This window comes from Ruegeria sp. AI2 (genome assembly GCF_056541275.1).
Window position 1 is genome coordinate 1 of the sequence record NZ_JBQFYB010000017.1, and the last position, 15,360, is coordinate 15,360.

The window sequence follows — 15,360 nt, forward strand, 5'->3', positions numbered from 1 at the left end:
CAGAGCCAATGATCCCAAACGCATGTTCAATACCATGCATCTGCAAAACCTTAACAAAGGCCTCTTCCGTCGTCATCTTCATAGGGGTGTTCTCCAAGCAAGAGTGAGAAAACCGGGCACCGGGACCCGGGGGTTGATATGGTTTTGGCGTAAGGGTGCGACCTGCGTTAGGGCCAGACGCGTCTGCGGAATATGTCCAGTGCGATCTCAGGCGGACCGGATGGCATCCGCGATCAGTTCGACGCCGGGGCCTATGCGGTTGGTCGAAATTGAAGAGTACCCGAGGCGGTAGAAATTCTGCGGCCTGTCGGGCCCCGAGAAAAACGGAGCACCCGGTTCGATATGAACACCCTTGTTCTGCAGCTTTAGCGCAAGCTGCGTTGTGTTGACGTGCTCGGGGGCCGACATCCACATTGATGAGCCGCCCATTACACCCCGCCCGGCCACTGTGAGCCCGCTTTCTTCGATGGCTTTGTCCATCGCATCGCGCCGCTCTTGCAGGGCTTTCGACATACGTCGGATCTGCGCGTCGTAATGGCCCAATGACAGAAAATACGCTGCCGTGCGCTGAATATGACCCGGAGGGTGGCGCAGGACCAACGAGCGAAGAGCACGAGCTTCGCGGATGAAAGGCTCGGATCCGACCATGTATCCAAGCCGCAATCCCGGAAACAGCGACTTGGAAAAACTGCCGACGTAAATCACGCGCCCATCCCGATCCATGGACTTGAGTGCAGGCGAAGGTGCGCTGCGAAAGGCCATTTCGAATTCATAGTCGTCCTCGACAACCATTGCATCCAGATCGCGTGCCCGATCCAGTAGCTTGTTGCGGCGGTCGATCGGCATCGTCGCGGTTGTCGGGCTTTGATGGCTGGGGGTGGTAAAGATGACATCTGCTTCGTCGGGGATCGCTTCTGGTGGCAAGCCGTCGCGATCGACGCTCAGGGGGGTCACAGCGCAGTCCCAGTGGTTCAAAAGGCTTCGCAGCGCGTAGTAGCAGGGATCTTCGATTACGGCCGTGCGTTTGTGTGTCAGCAAGATGCGTGAGGCCAGCCAAAGCGCGTTTTGCGCGCCCAGGGTGATCAAGATCTCTTCGGGGCGGGCGACGATACCACGGCGCGGCAGGGTGTGGCGCGCGATGAATTCGATTAGCAATGGATCATCCTGATCCACGTAATCCCCTGTCAGCGAATCGAAGTCTTTGTGCCCCAATGCGCGAACCGCGCATAATCTCCAGTTGGCGTGATCAAACAGGGTTCGGTCGGCCTGACCGTAGATGAACGGATAGCGGTATTCGCGCCAATTGCTGGGTTTCGGCAGGACGTCGCTGTCCAGAAAGCGGCGCGCCAATGCCCTGTCCCAGTCGACAGACTCCGTACCGCGCTGCACGGGCGAGTATTTGGGCGGAACCGGTGCGTTTTGCGAGACGTAATATCCTGACCGGCCCTTTGCCATCAGATAATCATTGGCCAGCAACTCGGTATAGGCCAGCGTCACCGTGATGCGGCTGACACCCAGATGTGCGGCCAGCTTTCGCGAGGATGGCAGTTTTTCCCCCACGTGAAAGCGACCGGACAGAATGCCCTCGGCAATCATCTGCTGGATCTGGGCCTGCAACGTGCCCTGACCGTTTAGCTCAAGAAAGAATGTTTCGACCGATATCCCCATGCCTGCTTATAGGTTGGACTTAAGGCAGGGGCAATCTGGACTTACAGTGTCATGGAAAATTTTCCCAATGTGGGTTGACCAGGGTCCTTTGTGAAACTATAAAACTAGAAATCTAGTTTAATGGAGGCAACTCATGTGGGAAACCGCTGCTGCCGGATTTTCCGCCATGGGCTCGGAAGCCCGGTTGAAAGTCCTCAAGACGCTAGTGCGGGCTGGTGAGGCCGGTCTGACCGTTGGCGAAATCCAGAACCGGACGGGGATTGCCCCGTCGACTTTGGCGCACCACCTGCGGTTTCTTGCAGCCGGAGGTGTGGTCGAGCAGGAAAAGATCGGTCGCACCACGATCAACCGGGCCTGTTATGACGAATTGAAGACGCTGGCGCAGTTCATTCTTAGCGAATGTTGCGCTGACGCGGTTGGAAAGGCGGCCAACGATGGCTGAATTGACGCAATCGCCCCGACTGACCGCCAAAGGTGCGCTTGAGATGATCAAGACACCCTGGGCATTGATTGTCGCCATTCTTGTGGCGGTGGCCGTTCTCGACCCCGGCAACCTGCGTGAGGTTGCGAGTTTTGCAGTCAGGGCCTTGGCGCATACAGGACAATACATCCTGTTTGCCGTGCTTCTGTTGTCATATCTCAAGGCAACCGGGGCCGAGGTGATGGTGGCGCGCGCATTTGAAGGGCGCGAGACCCGGATGATCTTTCTGGCCGCCCTGTTCGGCGGACTTGCACCGTTTTGTTCTTGCGAAGTCATTCCCTTTATTGCGGGCTTGCTTGCACTTGGAGCGCCGCTGTCGGCCGTGATGGCGTTCTGGCTCAGTTCGCCATTGATCGACCCGCCGACGCTTTTGATTACGGCTGCCGCGCTGGGATGGCCGTTTGCCATCGGTAAGGCGGTTGCAGCCGTTGCGCTTGGCTTGTTCGGCGGGTTCGCGGTTCGGTTACTGATGCGGCAGGGGGCATTTGCCCAGCCCTTGCGCGAATACAAACCTGCCGGGTGTTGCGGATGTGGTCCGAAAGCGGATGACAAGCCGGTCTGGAAGTTCTGGCAAGAGCCTGAGCGTCGTGTTCGGTTTCGTTCGGAATTCGTACACAACGGGTTGTTCTTGCTGAAGTGGCTGGCACTGGCCTATGTGCTCGAAGCTTTGTTGGTCAACTATGTGCCTGCGGACCTGATCGCTGGCGTCGTTGGCGGAGAAGGCGTGCTGCCGATCATCGTTGCTGCTCTGGTGGGGATGCCGGCCTATCTGAACTCTTACGTCGCGCCGCCGCTGCTGGCGGGTCTGATCGATCAGGGCATGACCGCGGGGGCTGCGATGTCGTTCATGGTTGCCGGTGCCGTCAGTTCCATACCGGCAATGGCCGCAGTCTGGTCATTGGTCAAACCGCGCGTGTTTGCGACTTACCTGAGCCTTGGTGTGGGGGGCGCAATAATCGCAGGCATCATCTTTCAGGTGGTATGAACGAAAAGCCGCCCGGTGTCAGCATCGGGCGGCCTTGTTTTGTCTGAAATTTCGATCAACCGGATTCGCAGAGACGGGGCAGTTTGAACCGATACCGGGCTTCGCCGCTTTTGACGTAGATGCGTTTTTCCACGCAGGCCGTTGTTCCAACGGTTTGTGAAATCTGCGACTCGGTCGACGTAATCGACGTGGCCGATCCATCGGGCAAGCGAACCGAGGCTACGACGCCGTTCTTCAGGTCCCCGTTCACCGGGGTTGCGGACAGAACCGGTACGATCAGGAAAGCCTCGTGCTCGTGTTCGCCTTCGTCCCCCAACAGAAACAAGGTGGTGACGATGGCGATCATGACAACACCACCCGCCAGACCCAGCCCCCATGTCCTGAGAAAGGCGTAGATCGTTACGGCGCGGTGCGGGCCGAAGATCGCAGAAAGAATGCTCAGCATGACAAGTCCGTCAAAAAAGCCCCAGCCGTTCCGACCGGGGCTGATTGTCTGTTACAGACGAGGATTATCCTCGTCTTCATCATCCGCCCCGCCTTTGGGCAGGTTGAAGAAGCTGTCGGCGTCGATGACAGGCTCGTCGTCTTTTTCATCCGACCGATCATCGGACAGCGAGAAGGTTTCCAGACCTTCGATCGCGGTCGGGATTTTCGGCGCAGCGTCCATTTCCAGCGACTGCTCGGTCGAAACCAGCTTGCGACGCTCGTCATCGCTCATCACGCCGCCTTCGGCCGCTTTCTTGGCAGCGGCCTTCTGCACGATCGCATCCAGTTCGGACTGTTTGCACAGGCCCAGCGCTACCGGGTCGATCGGCTGCATGTTCGAGATGTTCCAGTGCGTGCGCTCGCGGATCGACTGGATGGTCGGCTTGGTGGTGCCAACCAGCTTGGCGATCTGGCCGTCGCTGAGTTCGGGGTGGAACTTGACCAGCCACAGGATCGAATTCGGACGGTCCTGACGTTTAGACAGCGGGGTATAACGCGGGCCACGGCGCTTTTCTTCGCCGGATGCCGCCGGGTTGAACTTGAGCTTCAGCTTGTGCAGCGGGTTGTTCTGCGCGGCGTCGATCTCATCCTGGGTCAGCTGGTTGTTTGCGATCGGGTCAAAGCCCTTTACGCCTGCGGCCACATCGCCATCGGCGATGCCCTGCACTTCCAGTTCGTGCATTCCTACGAAATCCGCGATCTGCTTGAAGCTGATCGTGGTGTTGTCCACCAGCCATACGGCGGTTGCCTTGGCCATAAGCGGTTTTGCCATCAGCCCGTCTCCTATACATACATCTTTCCCGTCGCCGGAATTCGGCGGCCCCTTGGTCTTGGGGCAGGTTTCCGTTGTCGGGGAACTTGGCCCGTATATAGTCGCCACGCAGCAAGAAGGGAAGAGGCGAATGCGCTGGGTCGTATTGTGGGTCTTCAGCGCGATGACAGCGCTGGCCGAAGGTGAAAAAACAGGTGAGTTCGACTATTACGTCCTGTCGCTTAGCTGGTCGCCCAATTGGTGCGCCCGTGAAGGGGACGCGCGCGGGTCAGACCAATGCGACGACCGGCACGACCACGGATGGATCCTGCACGGGCTCTGGCCGCAATTTCATCAGGGCTGGCCATCCTTCTGCCGCTCGCCCGAGGCGCCGCCAACACGCCGCATGACGCGGGAAATGGAAGATATTCAGGGTAGTGCGGGCCTTGCATGGCATCAGTGGAAGAAACACGGCACCTGTTCGGGGCTATCTGCGCCCGACTATTTCGCCCTGTCCCGGCGTGCCTATGATGCTGTCGAACGCCCGCAGGTCTTCCGCAAGCTGGACGCATCCGTCAAACTGCCGGCTTCGGTGGTCGAGGATGCGTTTTTGAAAGCCAATCCGGAGCTGGAGCGCGATATGATCACGGTCACCTGCAAACAGGGCTATATCGAAGAGGTCCGCCTATGCCTGTCGCGCGACCTTGATCCGGTGCCATGCGGCCGCGATGTAATTCGCGACTGCACCGCCAAGGACGCGCTGTTCGATCCGATTCGTTAAAGCTTCTTGTTCTGGCAGTCCCGCGCATAGTCCAGCGCCTTGGCGGTGCCTTTCAGATCAATCGCCATCACCACCTCGCCTGCGGGATTGTAAACTGTCATCGTCTTGTTCTGGGCAATCGCGGTGACGAAATTCCGGTCGGTAAAAAACACCGTCGCACCGGGCACTTTGCGTTCATTGAACCCGATAGCGGTGGCATCAAAGCTCTTGCCGTCCAGTTCGAACCGGATGGGATAGCTCTCACCTTGCTTAATGTCGCCCCAGGCTTTGTTGTACACGGCGAAATACCCGCGATTGCCCAACGCGTCGTAACCCAGCCTGACCACCGAGAGATCCTGATACACCGTCTGGATCAGACACCCGTTCCCAAGCGCGGGGTCCATCATGATGTTCCAGCCTTCGACGAAGCCCTTGTCCACAAGGTCCTGCGACAGGGCAGCGGTTGCGGTGAAGGCGGCGAAAGTAGTGGCGAGAAGGCGGATCAAGTTAAGCACTCCAAACTAAAAGATGCAGTTGGCTGTATCTAACTGTAACTCGGTTTCAGGCAAACAGTATTCTCTGAAACTTAGTCCAGATGCTTCAGCAGTTTCAAAGTACGACAGCTTTGCGCGGCAACTATGCTACAATGATTGCGTTCAAGAAGGTTAGAGACGCTATGATTGCCAACAAAGCGCAGGCGGATTACTGGAGTTCAGCTCCGGGACTTCAGTGGATCAAGTTCGAAGAAGAACTGGACGCTGTTTTTGAAGCGGTGGACCAAGAACTTATCCGGCGAGCGGGTGATATCCATGATGCGGATGTACTTGATGTTGGTTGCGGAACCGGCGCCACGAGCCGTGCTTTTGCGAAAAAGCTGACCTCAAATGGAACACTGACGGCGTTGGATATTTCCAAACCGCTGTTGGAGCACGCTCAAGAGAAAGCTGGTAAACTTCCTGTAAAATCAAGGTATCTTTTGATGGACGCGCAACAAGGTGCGATCCCAAGCGCGCCATTCGATCTTGTGATTTCGCGCTTTGGCGTCATGTTCTTCTCCGATCCGTACGCTGCCTTTGCCAATATACGAAAACACATGCGGGCACAGGGGCGTTTGATTGCAGCGGCTTGGGCTCCTATGGCAATAAACCCTTGGTTCGATGTTCCATGCAAAGCGGCAGTTTCACGTTTGGGGCCACCTGATCCAGCTGATTCCAATGCACCGGGACCTCTGGGTTTTCAGGATATCGGTTACGTTGTCGATGTGTTGAAAAAAGCAGGGTTCAGAAATGTGACAGGAGAGTTTTCGGCGATCACACTAAAACATCAAGGACCGCTCAAGAAAGTTGCTGACTTGGCTTCCAACATAGGACCAGCAGCGCGAATTCTAAAAAAATATTGTGGAACGGATGCGGATATCGCGGCAATACAAGAAGCCGTTATGGAAAAATTCAGAGTTTTCGAGAAGCCGGAGGGCGTGGGTATTCCCGCAAAGTTAAACTTTTTTGAAGCGGTTAACTCTGGATAAGCTTACATAAAGACAGCCAGGAGACAGACAGGTACAGCTGGTGTATCACCCTACGTCAGGCTACAATTCCTTCCTCGCCCTGAGCGCGGCCGTGATCGTCCCGTCGTCCAGATAATCCAACTCTCCACCGATGGGCACGCCTTGCGCCAACGAGGTCAGGCGCACCTGGCCTTCCAGCTGATCCGCGATGTAATGGGCGGTGGTCTGGCCGTCGACGGTGGCGTTCAGGGCAAGGATCACTTCGGTGATCCCTTCGGCCAGGACCCGATCCCTGAGGCGGGGAATGCGCAGCTCATCCGGGCCGACCCCGTCCAGTGCAGACAGCGTGCCACCCAGCACGTGATAGCGGCCCTTGAAGACCCCTGACCGCTCCATCGCCCAGAGGTCGGCGACGTCTTCGACCACGCAGAGTTCGCCGGTCGCTCGGGCCTCGCTATTGCATATGTCACAGATATCCGTGGTGCCCACATTGCCGCAATTCAGGCATTCGCGGGCGGTGACGGCCACTTGCTGCATGGCGTCTGACAGGGGCGTCAGCAGCAGAGCGCGTTTGCGGATCAGGTGCAGCACCGCGCGGCGGGCTGAGCGCGGGCCCAACCCCGGCAGTTTGGCCATCAGGTCGATCAGATTGTCGATTTCGCTGTTCGTGCCCATGGCCTGCCCTGCTTTGCGCCGGAGGGAGCCTCCGGCGGGAGTATTTGGGAAAAGATGAAGCTCAGAACGGTAGCTTGATGTCTTTGGGCAGGCCCATGCTTTCGGTCAGCTTGCCCATCTCTTCCTGTGAACGTTCGGCGGCTTTGGCCTGAGCGTCCTTGATTGCGGCCAGGATTAGGTCTTCGACCACCTCCTTGTCGTCGCCGTTGAAGATCGACGGATCAATGTCCAGCCCCTTGAGTTCACCCTTGGCTGTGGCCGTTGCCTTGACCAGCCCTGCACCGGATTCGCCGACAACCATCATGTTGTTCAGCTCTTCCTGCATTTCGGTCATCTTGGTTTGCAGGTCTTGTGCGGATTTCATCATCTTGGCCATGTCGCCCAGTCCGCCAAGCCCGCCGAGTCCTTTCAGCATCAGTCGTCTCCTGTGTTTCTGTTTGGTTCTAAATACGGACCGCAGGCAGGTGGCACAAGAGGTCTCCCGCCTGTCCAGATCAGAGCGTCGCGGACCGATCATTTATGCGCCTGCAATCCCTCCCTCAGTTGCATGGTGGAGGGGCGTGAGTATGCCGGTTTCTTGAAACGTGGACCCACGGGCTGAGGCCTAATCCTCTTCGAACGGGTCCCATTCCTCTTCGACTTCGGGAAGGGCTTCGGTCACAACCTTGGCGGCGCGCTGTTCAGGTGTTTCGATCCGAATGATCTTTGCCTTGGGGAATTGCGTCAGCACGGCCTGAACCAGCGGGTGTTCTTCGGCCTCGGCTTTCAGGGCCAGCTCGGCCCGGTCCCGCACTTCCGCGATGGTCGCGGCATCCCCGTCCGAGACAATGGAGACGGCCCACCGATTGCCGGTCCAGCGTTGCAGGGCAGAGCCCAATCGCGACGCCAGATCCGACGGTGCCTGAGGTGTCGGGGTGAATTCGATCCGGCCAGGCTGGTACGACACAAGGCGCACGCCGCTTTCCACCTCGACAAGCAGTTTTACATCGCGGTTCGTGCGGATCAGTTCCACCACATGCCCGAAGGTTGGATAGCGGGCCAGGGCCGTCTGTGCATCCTGCGCCAGTGCGGCAACCGGTGCGCCACCCGCTCCGCGCGGGGGCGATGTATAGGCAGGCGGCGGGGTCGCGTTGGATTGCGTTGCCACCGGGGCCTGCCGGGACGGTGACATGCCCCCGCCCGGCCCGCCGGGTGGCGAAGGTGGGGCGTCTTGCAGCCGTTTGATCAGCTCTTCGGGGCTGGGTAAATCGGCGACATGCGTCAGTCGGATAACAGCCATTTCGGCAGCCATCATCGCGTTGGGCGCGGCAGAGACTTCCTCCAGCGCCTTCAGCAGCATTTGCCACATCCGGGTCAGAACCCGCATCGGCAAGGCCTCGGCCATGTGCTGGCCCCGTGTGCGTTCGTCGGGGGAAACCGTCGGGTCCTGGGCCGCGTCAGGTGTGATCTTTACGACGGACACCCAATGTGTGATTTCGGCCAGATCGCGCAGCACGGCCAGAGGGTCCGCGCCTTCCGCATATTGCCCGCTCAGTTCAGTGAGCGCCCCTGCTGCGTCACCGCGCAGGATCATGTCCATCAGGTCCAGAACCCGACCACGATCCGCCAGACCCAGCATCGCACGGACCTGATCTGCCGTCGTCTCTCCGGCCCCGTGCGAGATTGCCTGATCCAGCAATGAGGTCGCGTCGCGGGCCGACCCTTCTGCAGCGCGGGTGATCAACGCCAGCGCGTCGTCGGCGATCTGCGCGCTCTCCGCCCCGGCGATCTTGCGCAGCAGGCCGATCATGTCTTCGGGCTCGATCCGGCGCAGGTCAAAGCGCTGACACCGCGACAGAACCGTGACCGGCACTTTGCGAATCTCGGTGGTCGCGAAGATGAATTTCACATGTGCGGGCGGTTCCTCGAGCGTCTTGAGCAGCGCGTTGAATGCGCTGGTCGAGAGCATGTGAACCTCGTCGATGATGTAGATCTTGTAGCGCGCGCTGGCGGCGCGATAGCGGACACTGTCGATGATCTCGCGGATATCGTTGACGCCGGTACGGCTGGCCGCATCCATTTCCATCACATCGACATGGCGTCCCTCCATGATTGCGACGCAATGCTCGCACTGACCGCAAGGCTCGGTTGTCGGCCCTCCGGTTCCATCCGGTCCGATGCAGTTCATGCCCTTGGCGATGATCCGCGCCGTGGTCGTTTTTCCCGTTCCGCGAATGCCGGTCATGATAAAGGCCTGCGCAATCCGGTCGGCCTCGAAGGCGTTTTTTAGGGTGCGCACCATAGCATCTTGACCCACCAGATCGGCAAAGGTTTCCGGGCGGTATTTGCGGGCGAGAACCTGATAGGCGGGGCTGGGCGTGTCTGTCATGTCATCTCGCTCGGATTCGGTGCTTCGGCACAGCGTAGTGGCGGCGGCACTCCGCGTCCACTGCGGGGCGCGATGATTTTTTGTTTCAGAAACGGGCTGGTTTCCAACTAAACTGGTCCAGCGGATTTAATGATTCATTTCTTAAAGAGTACCTTGGGGGAGGACGCACTTCATGTCGCAGCTGGTCATTTTTGCTCTGCAGGTCGGAGGCGGAACGCTTGCCCTTACTTCAATGCCCGGGCGTGGCGGGGATTACGTCGGCGATCTGGATATGATTGCGGCGTGGAAACCGGGCCTTGTGATTTCAATGACGACGGATGTTGAAATGCTTCAGGATGGCGCGCAGCACTTTGGCAGCGACATCCAAAGCCGTGCCAGCCGGTGGGTTCACCTGCCGATCGAAGATTTTGGAGCACCGACGCAGGCGGTTCAGAAGGCCTGGCCAGAGGTCAGCGCCACGGCCCGACATGCGCTGTCGGGCGGTGGCCGGGTTCTTGTGCATTGCCGTGGGGGGTGCGGCAGATCCGGGATGATTGTTCTGCGACTGATGGTTGAATGCGGTGAACGCGCCAGCGACGCACTGGACCGCCTGCGGGCCGTGCGCCCCTGCGCTGTCGAAACCGATGCGCAGCTGGCCTGGGCGTCCTGGATCACCCCGGCACAGGTGGAAGTGGGATCAAGCTGACAGCTGCTGGGGTGCGTAGCCGGTTTTCCGGGGCCGGATCGTTGAAACCTCGATCATGGCGCAAGGCGGATTCGCGACAATGCCCGAGGGCAGCGTGCTGAATGTAGGTCCGAAGATCAAATCGGCATAGGCATCCAGGTCCCGAATTGCCGTATCAGGGTGCGCCCCGCAGAAAACGCGAACGCTGTCGGATCGCGCTCGGATCGCTGCCATGCACCCTTCTGCGCAATGTGACAGCGCGCTGTTGCCTTCAAATTCGAAATCTTCGCTGGTGGCCGAAACCGCCTGCGCCATGGCTTCGGAAATCGAGCGGGCCAGTCGCGCCAAAGCCGGGCAGGTTTTGCCCGTCCGCTGGCACACTGTTGCGCTGTATTCGTGTGACTTTGTCTTCCAGATCATCCTGCGCCCTCCGCGCGTGGTGGGCTGGATATTGGGGCAGGTGGGACAGCATCTCGCTGTCAGGACCTGCCCGGACACCCCGCCCGAGTTTCGGTTTCAGTTCCGATGGCAGGTCTCCTGACTTGCGGGTCATTGCTCTGCCGACCTTCCCAGCCCATGGGCCAGTGGTATTTCGGCATTGCTTACCGCTTACAGTTGCGGGGGCAGTCGCGGACTTGGTTGATATCTGTGTGACCAGACAAACCGCACCGTGTTCCCTTTTCATCCCGACCTCTTGTGGGGGCCGGAAACCATCACACAACCGCTAGCGCCTGATCGCGTTCCGAGTCAAGCCGATCTTTAGGCCGGACGTTTGGTCATGCTGGATGCGGATTATGTTCCGGCCTAGTGTCGTCGGCATCGAAGGCAGGCATACCGATTGTTTCAGCGAAAGCCGGGGATCATGTTGGATACGGAACAGACGGTGTTGATCGAAGATTTCCGCTTTCCGTCCGGATCTGTGACCTTGTCGGCGCGGTTGCATCGGCCAGTGGGTGAGCCGGAAACCGTTGTCGTACTTAACAGTGCCACGGGTGTGCCGCGTGACTATTATCAACACTTCGCGCGATGGCTGGCCGCCGAGCGGGGGATAGCTTGCCTGACCTATGACTATCGGGACTACGGGCTTTCTTTGCTCGGCCACCTGAAAGATGCAACCGCGACAATGGCGGATTGGGCGTTGATCGATATGCCTGCGGCACGGGCCGAAATGCGCAGGCGGTTTCCAATGGCGCAGCAGTGGACCATCGGCCATTCGGTCGGTGCGATGCTGGGGCCGGTGCAGCCGGATATCGACCAGATCGACCGAATGATCGGTGTGTGTTCGGGGCTGGTGACTTTGAAAGATCACCCATGGCCCTATCGGGGGTTGGCTGGGCTGTTCTGGTATGGCCATGCACCGCTGATGGTGCGGGCACTTGGCTATCTGCCTGGCAAAGCAATCGGGTTTGGGTCGGACCTGCCCGCCTCGGTTTACTGGCAATGGCGCAAATGGTGCACAGCCCCCCTGAACTATGTGCCCGAGGTAGGGCAGGAATTGCCTGATGCGCGTTGGAACGGCTCGGGAGTACCAGTGGATCTGTTCACGTTCGAAGATGACCAGATGGTTCCGCCCGAGGCGGTTTGGCGCCTTGCTGATCTGTATGGCCCCGAGGCCAGACGCCACCTTCTGAAGCCTGCTGAATTCGGACTGCCGGAAATAGGCCATATCGGAGCATTTGCCCGTCGCAATGCCGCGGTCTGGCCGCGCCTGATCGCCTGATCAGACGCGACGCAGGTTTTCCTAACACCTTGCAGTTATGGCCGTTTGCGAAGCTTCTTGTCCTGCATGACACCGCGCACCATCTTGCCGAACGCCTTGTCCCGCGCCCGCGATTGGGCAACGGTTTCCGAGTTTCGCTGATCTTCGCGCCGCAGCTTGCGCCAACGGTCCAGCCGGGTCGGGTCAAGTACGCCTTCGCCGATTGCGTTCTGCACGGCACAGCCGGGCTCGGTCTCGTGCTGACAATCCGAAAAGCGACAGCTTTGGCCAAGCTCCGTGATGTCCGAGAACACGTTGTCGATCCCGTCCTGAGCGTCCAGCAAACGCAATGCGCGCATTCCCGGCGTGTCGATCAGCCAGCCACCGTTACCCATCCTGTGCAACGCGCGCACCGTTGTCGTGTGTCTGCCCCGTGCGTCGTCTTCGCGAATTCCAGACGTGGCGAGGTTTTGATCCGTCATGGCGTTGCTGAGCGTCGTTTTACCTACGCCCGACGACCCGACCAGCGCGCCGGTCTGGCCTTTGGGGCACCATGCCAGAACCTTTTCGACATCTGCCGGGTTCAGCGCATTGACCGCCAGCACCGACAGAAAAGGGTCCAGAGATTGCACTTGTCCCGAGAAACTGCCGGGGTCATCCGACTGGTCAGCTTTCGTCAGGACGACGACCGGATAACATCCGGCCTGATGCGCCAGCGCCAGATAACGTTCCAGCCGGGGCAGGTTGAAATCGGCGTTGCACGAGCTGACGATGAACAACACATCGACATTAGCGGCAATCAGTTGTGTTGCGGCACCTGTACCGGCAGCCCTGCGTTGCAGCAGGCTGCGCCGGTCCAGAAGGTGACGCACGCGGTATTCGGCGTCCGCAAGAATCCAATCCCCGACGGCATATGAACCGGTCGAATTATCCGGTGTCCGCAAAGGGATTTCACCATTCGGGCTCAGCCCGATCAGACGGTCCCGATGAACGGAGGCGACGCGAAAGGGCGTGTCGGAAGGAAAAGCCGCGTGTTGCGCGGCAAAGTGAGAGGACCATCCCAGGTCCGAAAGCGTATAAGACATTTATCTGCCTGTTTTCAGAAACAGCAATGCCAACGGATGGCAATCGCGCATCCGCAGGTCGTGTGTTCAGGCAGTCCGGTGATTCCGGTGAATCAGAACCAGTCTGCCCGAAGGGTTTTCACTACAATCATAAAGCCCTCCTGCGGCTGTGGTTCACGAAGTGAGAGGTTGGACATCGACCCAAGCGGGGCTCGTTGTGGCTGCTTCCTTCCGGACCTGACCAGGTTGGCGAGGCGCTCGCCCGCGCCAACCTCTCGAGTCAGGATATAGGGAAGGCATCGGGAAAAGACAACCCATCAGAGCGTCAGGCGAATGCGTTCAAATCCCAAGCCATCCGAGCCCAGCGACACGGGATCGAACCTGTGCAACTCATCCAGATATTTCAGGGCGCCTGGACCTGTGCGAAGAATTGTTGTCACGCCCCGTTGCGGCATCAACGAGAACGGGTAGGGCTGCGTGGCGATCGGATCGGGCGGAAGGTGCTGCGCCAGGTAATCCTGCACAAGGTCCTTGATGCTCAGCGGTGGCAGGCTGATCAGCTCAGACGTTGTCGCATGCGGGAAATGCCCGCCTCCGCTGGCGCGGTAATTGTTCAGCGCCATAACGAACATCTGCTCCGGTCGTACGGGACGGCCTGCATATGTCAGATCGCTGATCCGCTTTTGGTCGGGGCGGATCATTTTCCCCTGCGCATCGTATTGAGGCGGCCGCGTGGGATCGATCTGATAAGACAGTCCAAACACGATGTCGAAATTGTATCCGGCCCGTTCAGGGTTGATCAGCTCGGGTTCGGAACCGGGCTTTAACTGGTTGAATACGCTGGCCGACATCTCCAACCAGTCCAACAGATGCGCACCGCTGATCCGGATTGCACGCAACTCGTTGGGAAACACATGCAGATCCGCGACATGGCGCAAACATATTTCTCCGGCGGGTACCTCGGTATAATGGCGCGGGCCTGAGCGTCCGCCGGATTTGGCAGGCGAAACAACCGACAAAATCGGCAGATCCGCCAGGTCTGTTCCCTGCAAAAACGGGCGCAGTGCGGCGGCTTGCGCCGCAGCTACAAGGGTCAGCCCGCGATCCGGCGCACAGCAACTGAAATAGCTGTGCAATGTATCCGGGATATGTGCCACCGGTGCGGCAACGGATTGACGGGTCATACGATGTGCCACCTCACACAAGCCCGCAATTTCACTGTCTTCCCCGACGGCTGTGCCGTTGCTGATAACCGGTCGCAGTTCGACGCGGTAATCCCGGATTTGCACTTTGCCGTCCGGCCCGGCGGTCACGGCCAAATCGATAACCCCCAGGTAAGAGCCCGCTGATCCCGGCATGACAACGGGTGTTCCGTGTACCAGCTCCGTCAGGTGATCGACCACCGGGGTATTGGCATGGTCCTCTCCTGGAAGTGTCAGGTGAGTGTGCCCGGCCACAATGGCATCGATGCCTTTGATCGCGGCCAAGGGTATCACGGCGTTTTCCATCCCCGCCACCGGTTCGGTGCCCCCAAGGCCGGAATGAGCAAGCGCCACGATGATATCACACCCCTCGTCGCGCAATGTCTGCGTCAGGGACTTTGCCGCAACCAGGATATCCTCGACGACTATATCGTCATCCAGATTATGCGCCTCCCAACAGGCCGTTTGCGGCGGAAGAACCGAGAAGACGCCGATGCGAACGGGAATGTCTTTACCGTTCAAAGATACAGTGCGGTCCAGAACGGTGTGTCGCTGCCAGGGCTGTGGGCCGCGCGTGCGATACAGGTTGCTGCAAACGACCGGACAGGGGGCTTGCGTCAGGATGTTGCCCAATGACGCCAGCCCGAACCCGAAATCATGGTTGCCCAGTCCGATAGCGTCATAATCCAGGGCTTGGAACGCTTTCATCATCGGATGGGCGGTGCCACTATTGGCTGCCCAATCGCCCATTGGGGTTCCCTGCAACGAATCCCCGTTGTCAAACATCAGCACCAGCGCGCGTTCGGCCTCTTGTCGGGCAGCGCGGATCAGGCTGGCAGTGCGCGTTAATCCAACCGTCTGGTCTGGCGTGTCGGTGTAATAATCAAAACCGGTCAAGTTCATATGCAGGTCGGTTGTGGCCAGAATGCGAATTTTCCCACTGTCACCAATGGGCTGTACCTGCGTCGAGGAGGGGATCTTCACTTTGAGTATTCTGCTATTGAATGTGTGTATTGATTAAATCCATCAAAATTCACTCTAGATGATTTTTCC

General features: G+C 58.9%; 16 protein-coding genes, 1 other RNA gene and 1 riboswitch. Of the genes, 6 read left to right on the forward strand and 11 right to left on the reverse strand.

The window, feature by feature from the left end; genetic code table 11:
* Positions 1 to 207 precede the first annotated feature (207 nt).
* Positions 208 to 1,668 (reverse strand): MocR-like pyridoxine biosynthesis transcription factor PdxR, encoded by a 1,461-nt coding sequence (gene pdxR, locus ACR0LL_RS18955; RefSeq protein ID WP_480588740.1) that lies wholly within the window; start codon positions 1,666 to 1,668, stop codon positions 208 to 210.
* Positions 1,669 to 1,801: 133 nt separating this feature from the next.
* On the opposite strand from pdxR, the gene ACR0LL_RS18960 reads away from it, so the two are divergent.
* On the forward strand, positions 1,802 to 2,110 hold the full coding sequence (locus ACR0LL_RS18960) for an ArsR/SmtB family transcription factor (RefSeq protein WP_209507696.1): 309 nt from the start codon (positions 1,802 to 1,804) through the stop codon (positions 2,108 to 2,110).
* Positions 2,103 to 3,134, forward strand: coding sequence for a permease (locus tag ACR0LL_RS18965; protein WP_267363608.1), 1,032 nt, complete (start codon positions 2,103 to 2,105; stop codon positions 3,132 to 3,134). Before ACR0LL_RS18960 ends, ACR0LL_RS18965 begins: the two co-directional genes overlap by 8 nt.
* Positions 3,135 to 3,189: 55 nt before the next feature.
* Here the strand turns inward: ACR0LL_RS18965 and ACR0LL_RS18970 are convergent, their stop codons facing one another.
* Both ACR0LL_RS18970 and ACR0LL_RS18975 read right to left on the reverse strand, forming a co-directional pair.
* Entirely contained in the window at positions 3,190 to 3,579 is a 390-nt protein-coding gene (locus tag ACR0LL_RS18970) for a hypothetical protein (RefSeq protein ID WP_267363610.1), read from the reverse strand.
* Between the two features lie 51 nt (positions 3,580 to 3,630).
* Positions 3,631 to 4,392 (reverse strand): DUF1013 domain-containing protein, encoded by a 762-nt coding sequence (locus ACR0LL_RS18975; protein WP_267363611.1) that lies wholly within the window; start codon positions 4,390 to 4,392, stop codon positions 3,631 to 3,633.
* Between the two features lie 130 nt (positions 4,393 to 4,522).
* Here ACR0LL_RS18975 and ACR0LL_RS18980 point away from each other — a divergent pair, with 130 nt between their 5' ends.
* Complete coding sequence (locus ACR0LL_RS18980; RefSeq protein ID WP_480588741.1) at positions 4,523 to 5,152, forward strand: ribonuclease T2 family protein; 630 nt, start codon at positions 4,523 to 4,525, stop codon at positions 5,150 to 5,152.
* Here ACR0LL_RS18980 and ACR0LL_RS18985 read toward each other — a convergent pair.
* Positions 5,149 to 5,637, reverse strand: coding sequence for a hypothetical protein (locus ACR0LL_RS18985; RefSeq protein WP_480588742.1), 489 nt, complete (start codon positions 5,635 to 5,637; stop codon positions 5,149 to 5,151). The two genes, ACR0LL_RS18980 and ACR0LL_RS18985, sit on opposite strands and share 4 nt — an antisense overlap.
* A gap of 89 nt (positions 5,638 to 5,726) precedes the next feature.
* Between ACR0LL_RS18985 and ACR0LL_RS18990 the strand changes: the two genes are divergently transcribed.
* Positions 5,727 to 6,656 carry a class I SAM-dependent methyltransferase gene (locus ACR0LL_RS18990; protein ID WP_480588743.1) on the forward strand — a complete coding sequence of 310 codons (930 nt, stop codon included), beginning with the start codon at positions 5,727 to 5,729 and terminating at the stop codon, positions 6,654 to 6,656.
* A gap of 60 nt (positions 6,657 to 6,716) precedes the next feature.
* Here the strand turns inward: ACR0LL_RS18990 and recR are convergent, their stop codons facing one another.
* The 3 genes from recR to ACR0LL_RS19005 all read right to left on the reverse strand — a co-directional run bounded on the left by recR (position 6,717) and on the right by ACR0LL_RS19005 (position 9,678).
* Positions 6,717 to 7,310 (reverse strand): recombination mediator RecR, encoded by a 594-nt coding sequence (gene recR, locus ACR0LL_RS18995; RefSeq protein ID WP_480588744.1) that lies wholly within the window; start codon positions 7,308 to 7,310, stop codon positions 6,717 to 6,719.
* 61 nt (positions 7,311 to 7,371) lie between these two features.
* On the reverse strand, positions 7,372 to 7,725 hold the full coding sequence (locus ACR0LL_RS19000; protein ID WP_209507712.1) for a YbaB/EbfC family nucleoid-associated protein: 354 nt from the start codon (positions 7,723 to 7,725) through the stop codon (positions 7,372 to 7,374).
* Between the two features lie 189 nt (positions 7,726 to 7,914).
* Positions 7,915 to 9,678 (reverse strand): DNA polymerase III subunit gamma/tau, encoded by a 1,764-nt coding sequence (locus ACR0LL_RS19005; protein ID WP_480588745.1) that lies wholly within the window; start codon positions 9,676 to 9,678, stop codon positions 7,915 to 7,917.
* Positions 9,679 to 9,850: 172 nt separating this feature from the next.
* Between ACR0LL_RS19005 and ACR0LL_RS19010 the strand changes: the two genes are divergently transcribed.
* A complete protein-coding gene (locus tag ACR0LL_RS19010; protein ID WP_480588746.1) occupies positions 9,851 to 10,363 on the forward strand; it encodes a protein-tyrosine phosphatase family protein in 513 nt (170 codons plus the stop codon).
* On the opposite strand, the gene ACR0LL_RS19015 is transcribed toward ACR0LL_RS19010, so the two are convergent.
* On the reverse strand, positions 10,355 to 10,762 hold the full coding sequence (locus ACR0LL_RS19015; protein WP_480588747.1) for a hypothetical protein: 408 nt from the start codon (positions 10,760 to 10,762) through the stop codon (positions 10,355 to 10,357). The two genes, ACR0LL_RS19010 and ACR0LL_RS19015, sit on opposite strands and share 9 nt — an antisense overlap.
* 90 nt (positions 10,763 to 10,852) lie before the next feature.
* A riboswitch (cobalamin riboswitch) is annotated at positions 10,853 to 11,071 on the reverse strand.
* A 133-nt stretch (positions 11,072 to 11,204) separates the two neighbouring features.
* Between ACR0LL_RS19015 and ACR0LL_RS19020 the strand changes: the two genes are divergently transcribed.
* Entirely contained in the window at positions 11,205 to 12,062 is an 858-nt protein-coding gene (locus ACR0LL_RS19020; protein ID WP_480588748.1) for an alpha/beta hydrolase family protein, read from the forward strand.
* Positions 12,063 to 12,097: 35 nt separating this feature from the next.
* Here the strand turns inward: ACR0LL_RS19020 and rsgA are convergent, their stop codons facing one another.
* The 3 genes from rsgA to ACR0LL_RS19035 form a co-directional block, all read right to left on the reverse strand.
* Positions 12,098 to 13,126 (reverse strand): ribosome small subunit-dependent GTPase A, encoded by a 1,029-nt coding sequence (rsgA, locus tag ACR0LL_RS19025; protein ID WP_480588749.1) that lies wholly within the window; start codon positions 13,124 to 13,126, stop codon positions 12,098 to 12,100.
* A gap of 158 nt (positions 13,127 to 13,284) precedes the next feature.
* Positions 13,285 to 13,383, reverse strand: an RNA gene (gene ffs, locus ACR0LL_RS19030) — signal recognition particle sRNA small type.
* 39 nt (positions 13,384 to 13,422) lie between these two features.
* Complete coding sequence (locus tag ACR0LL_RS19035) at positions 13,423 to 15,291, reverse strand: bifunctional 2',3'-cyclic-nucleotide 2'-phosphodiesterase/3'-nucleotidase (protein ID WP_480588750.1); 1,869 nt, start codon at positions 15,289 to 15,291, stop codon at positions 13,423 to 13,425.
* Positions 15,292 to 15,360 lie beyond the last annotated feature (69 nt).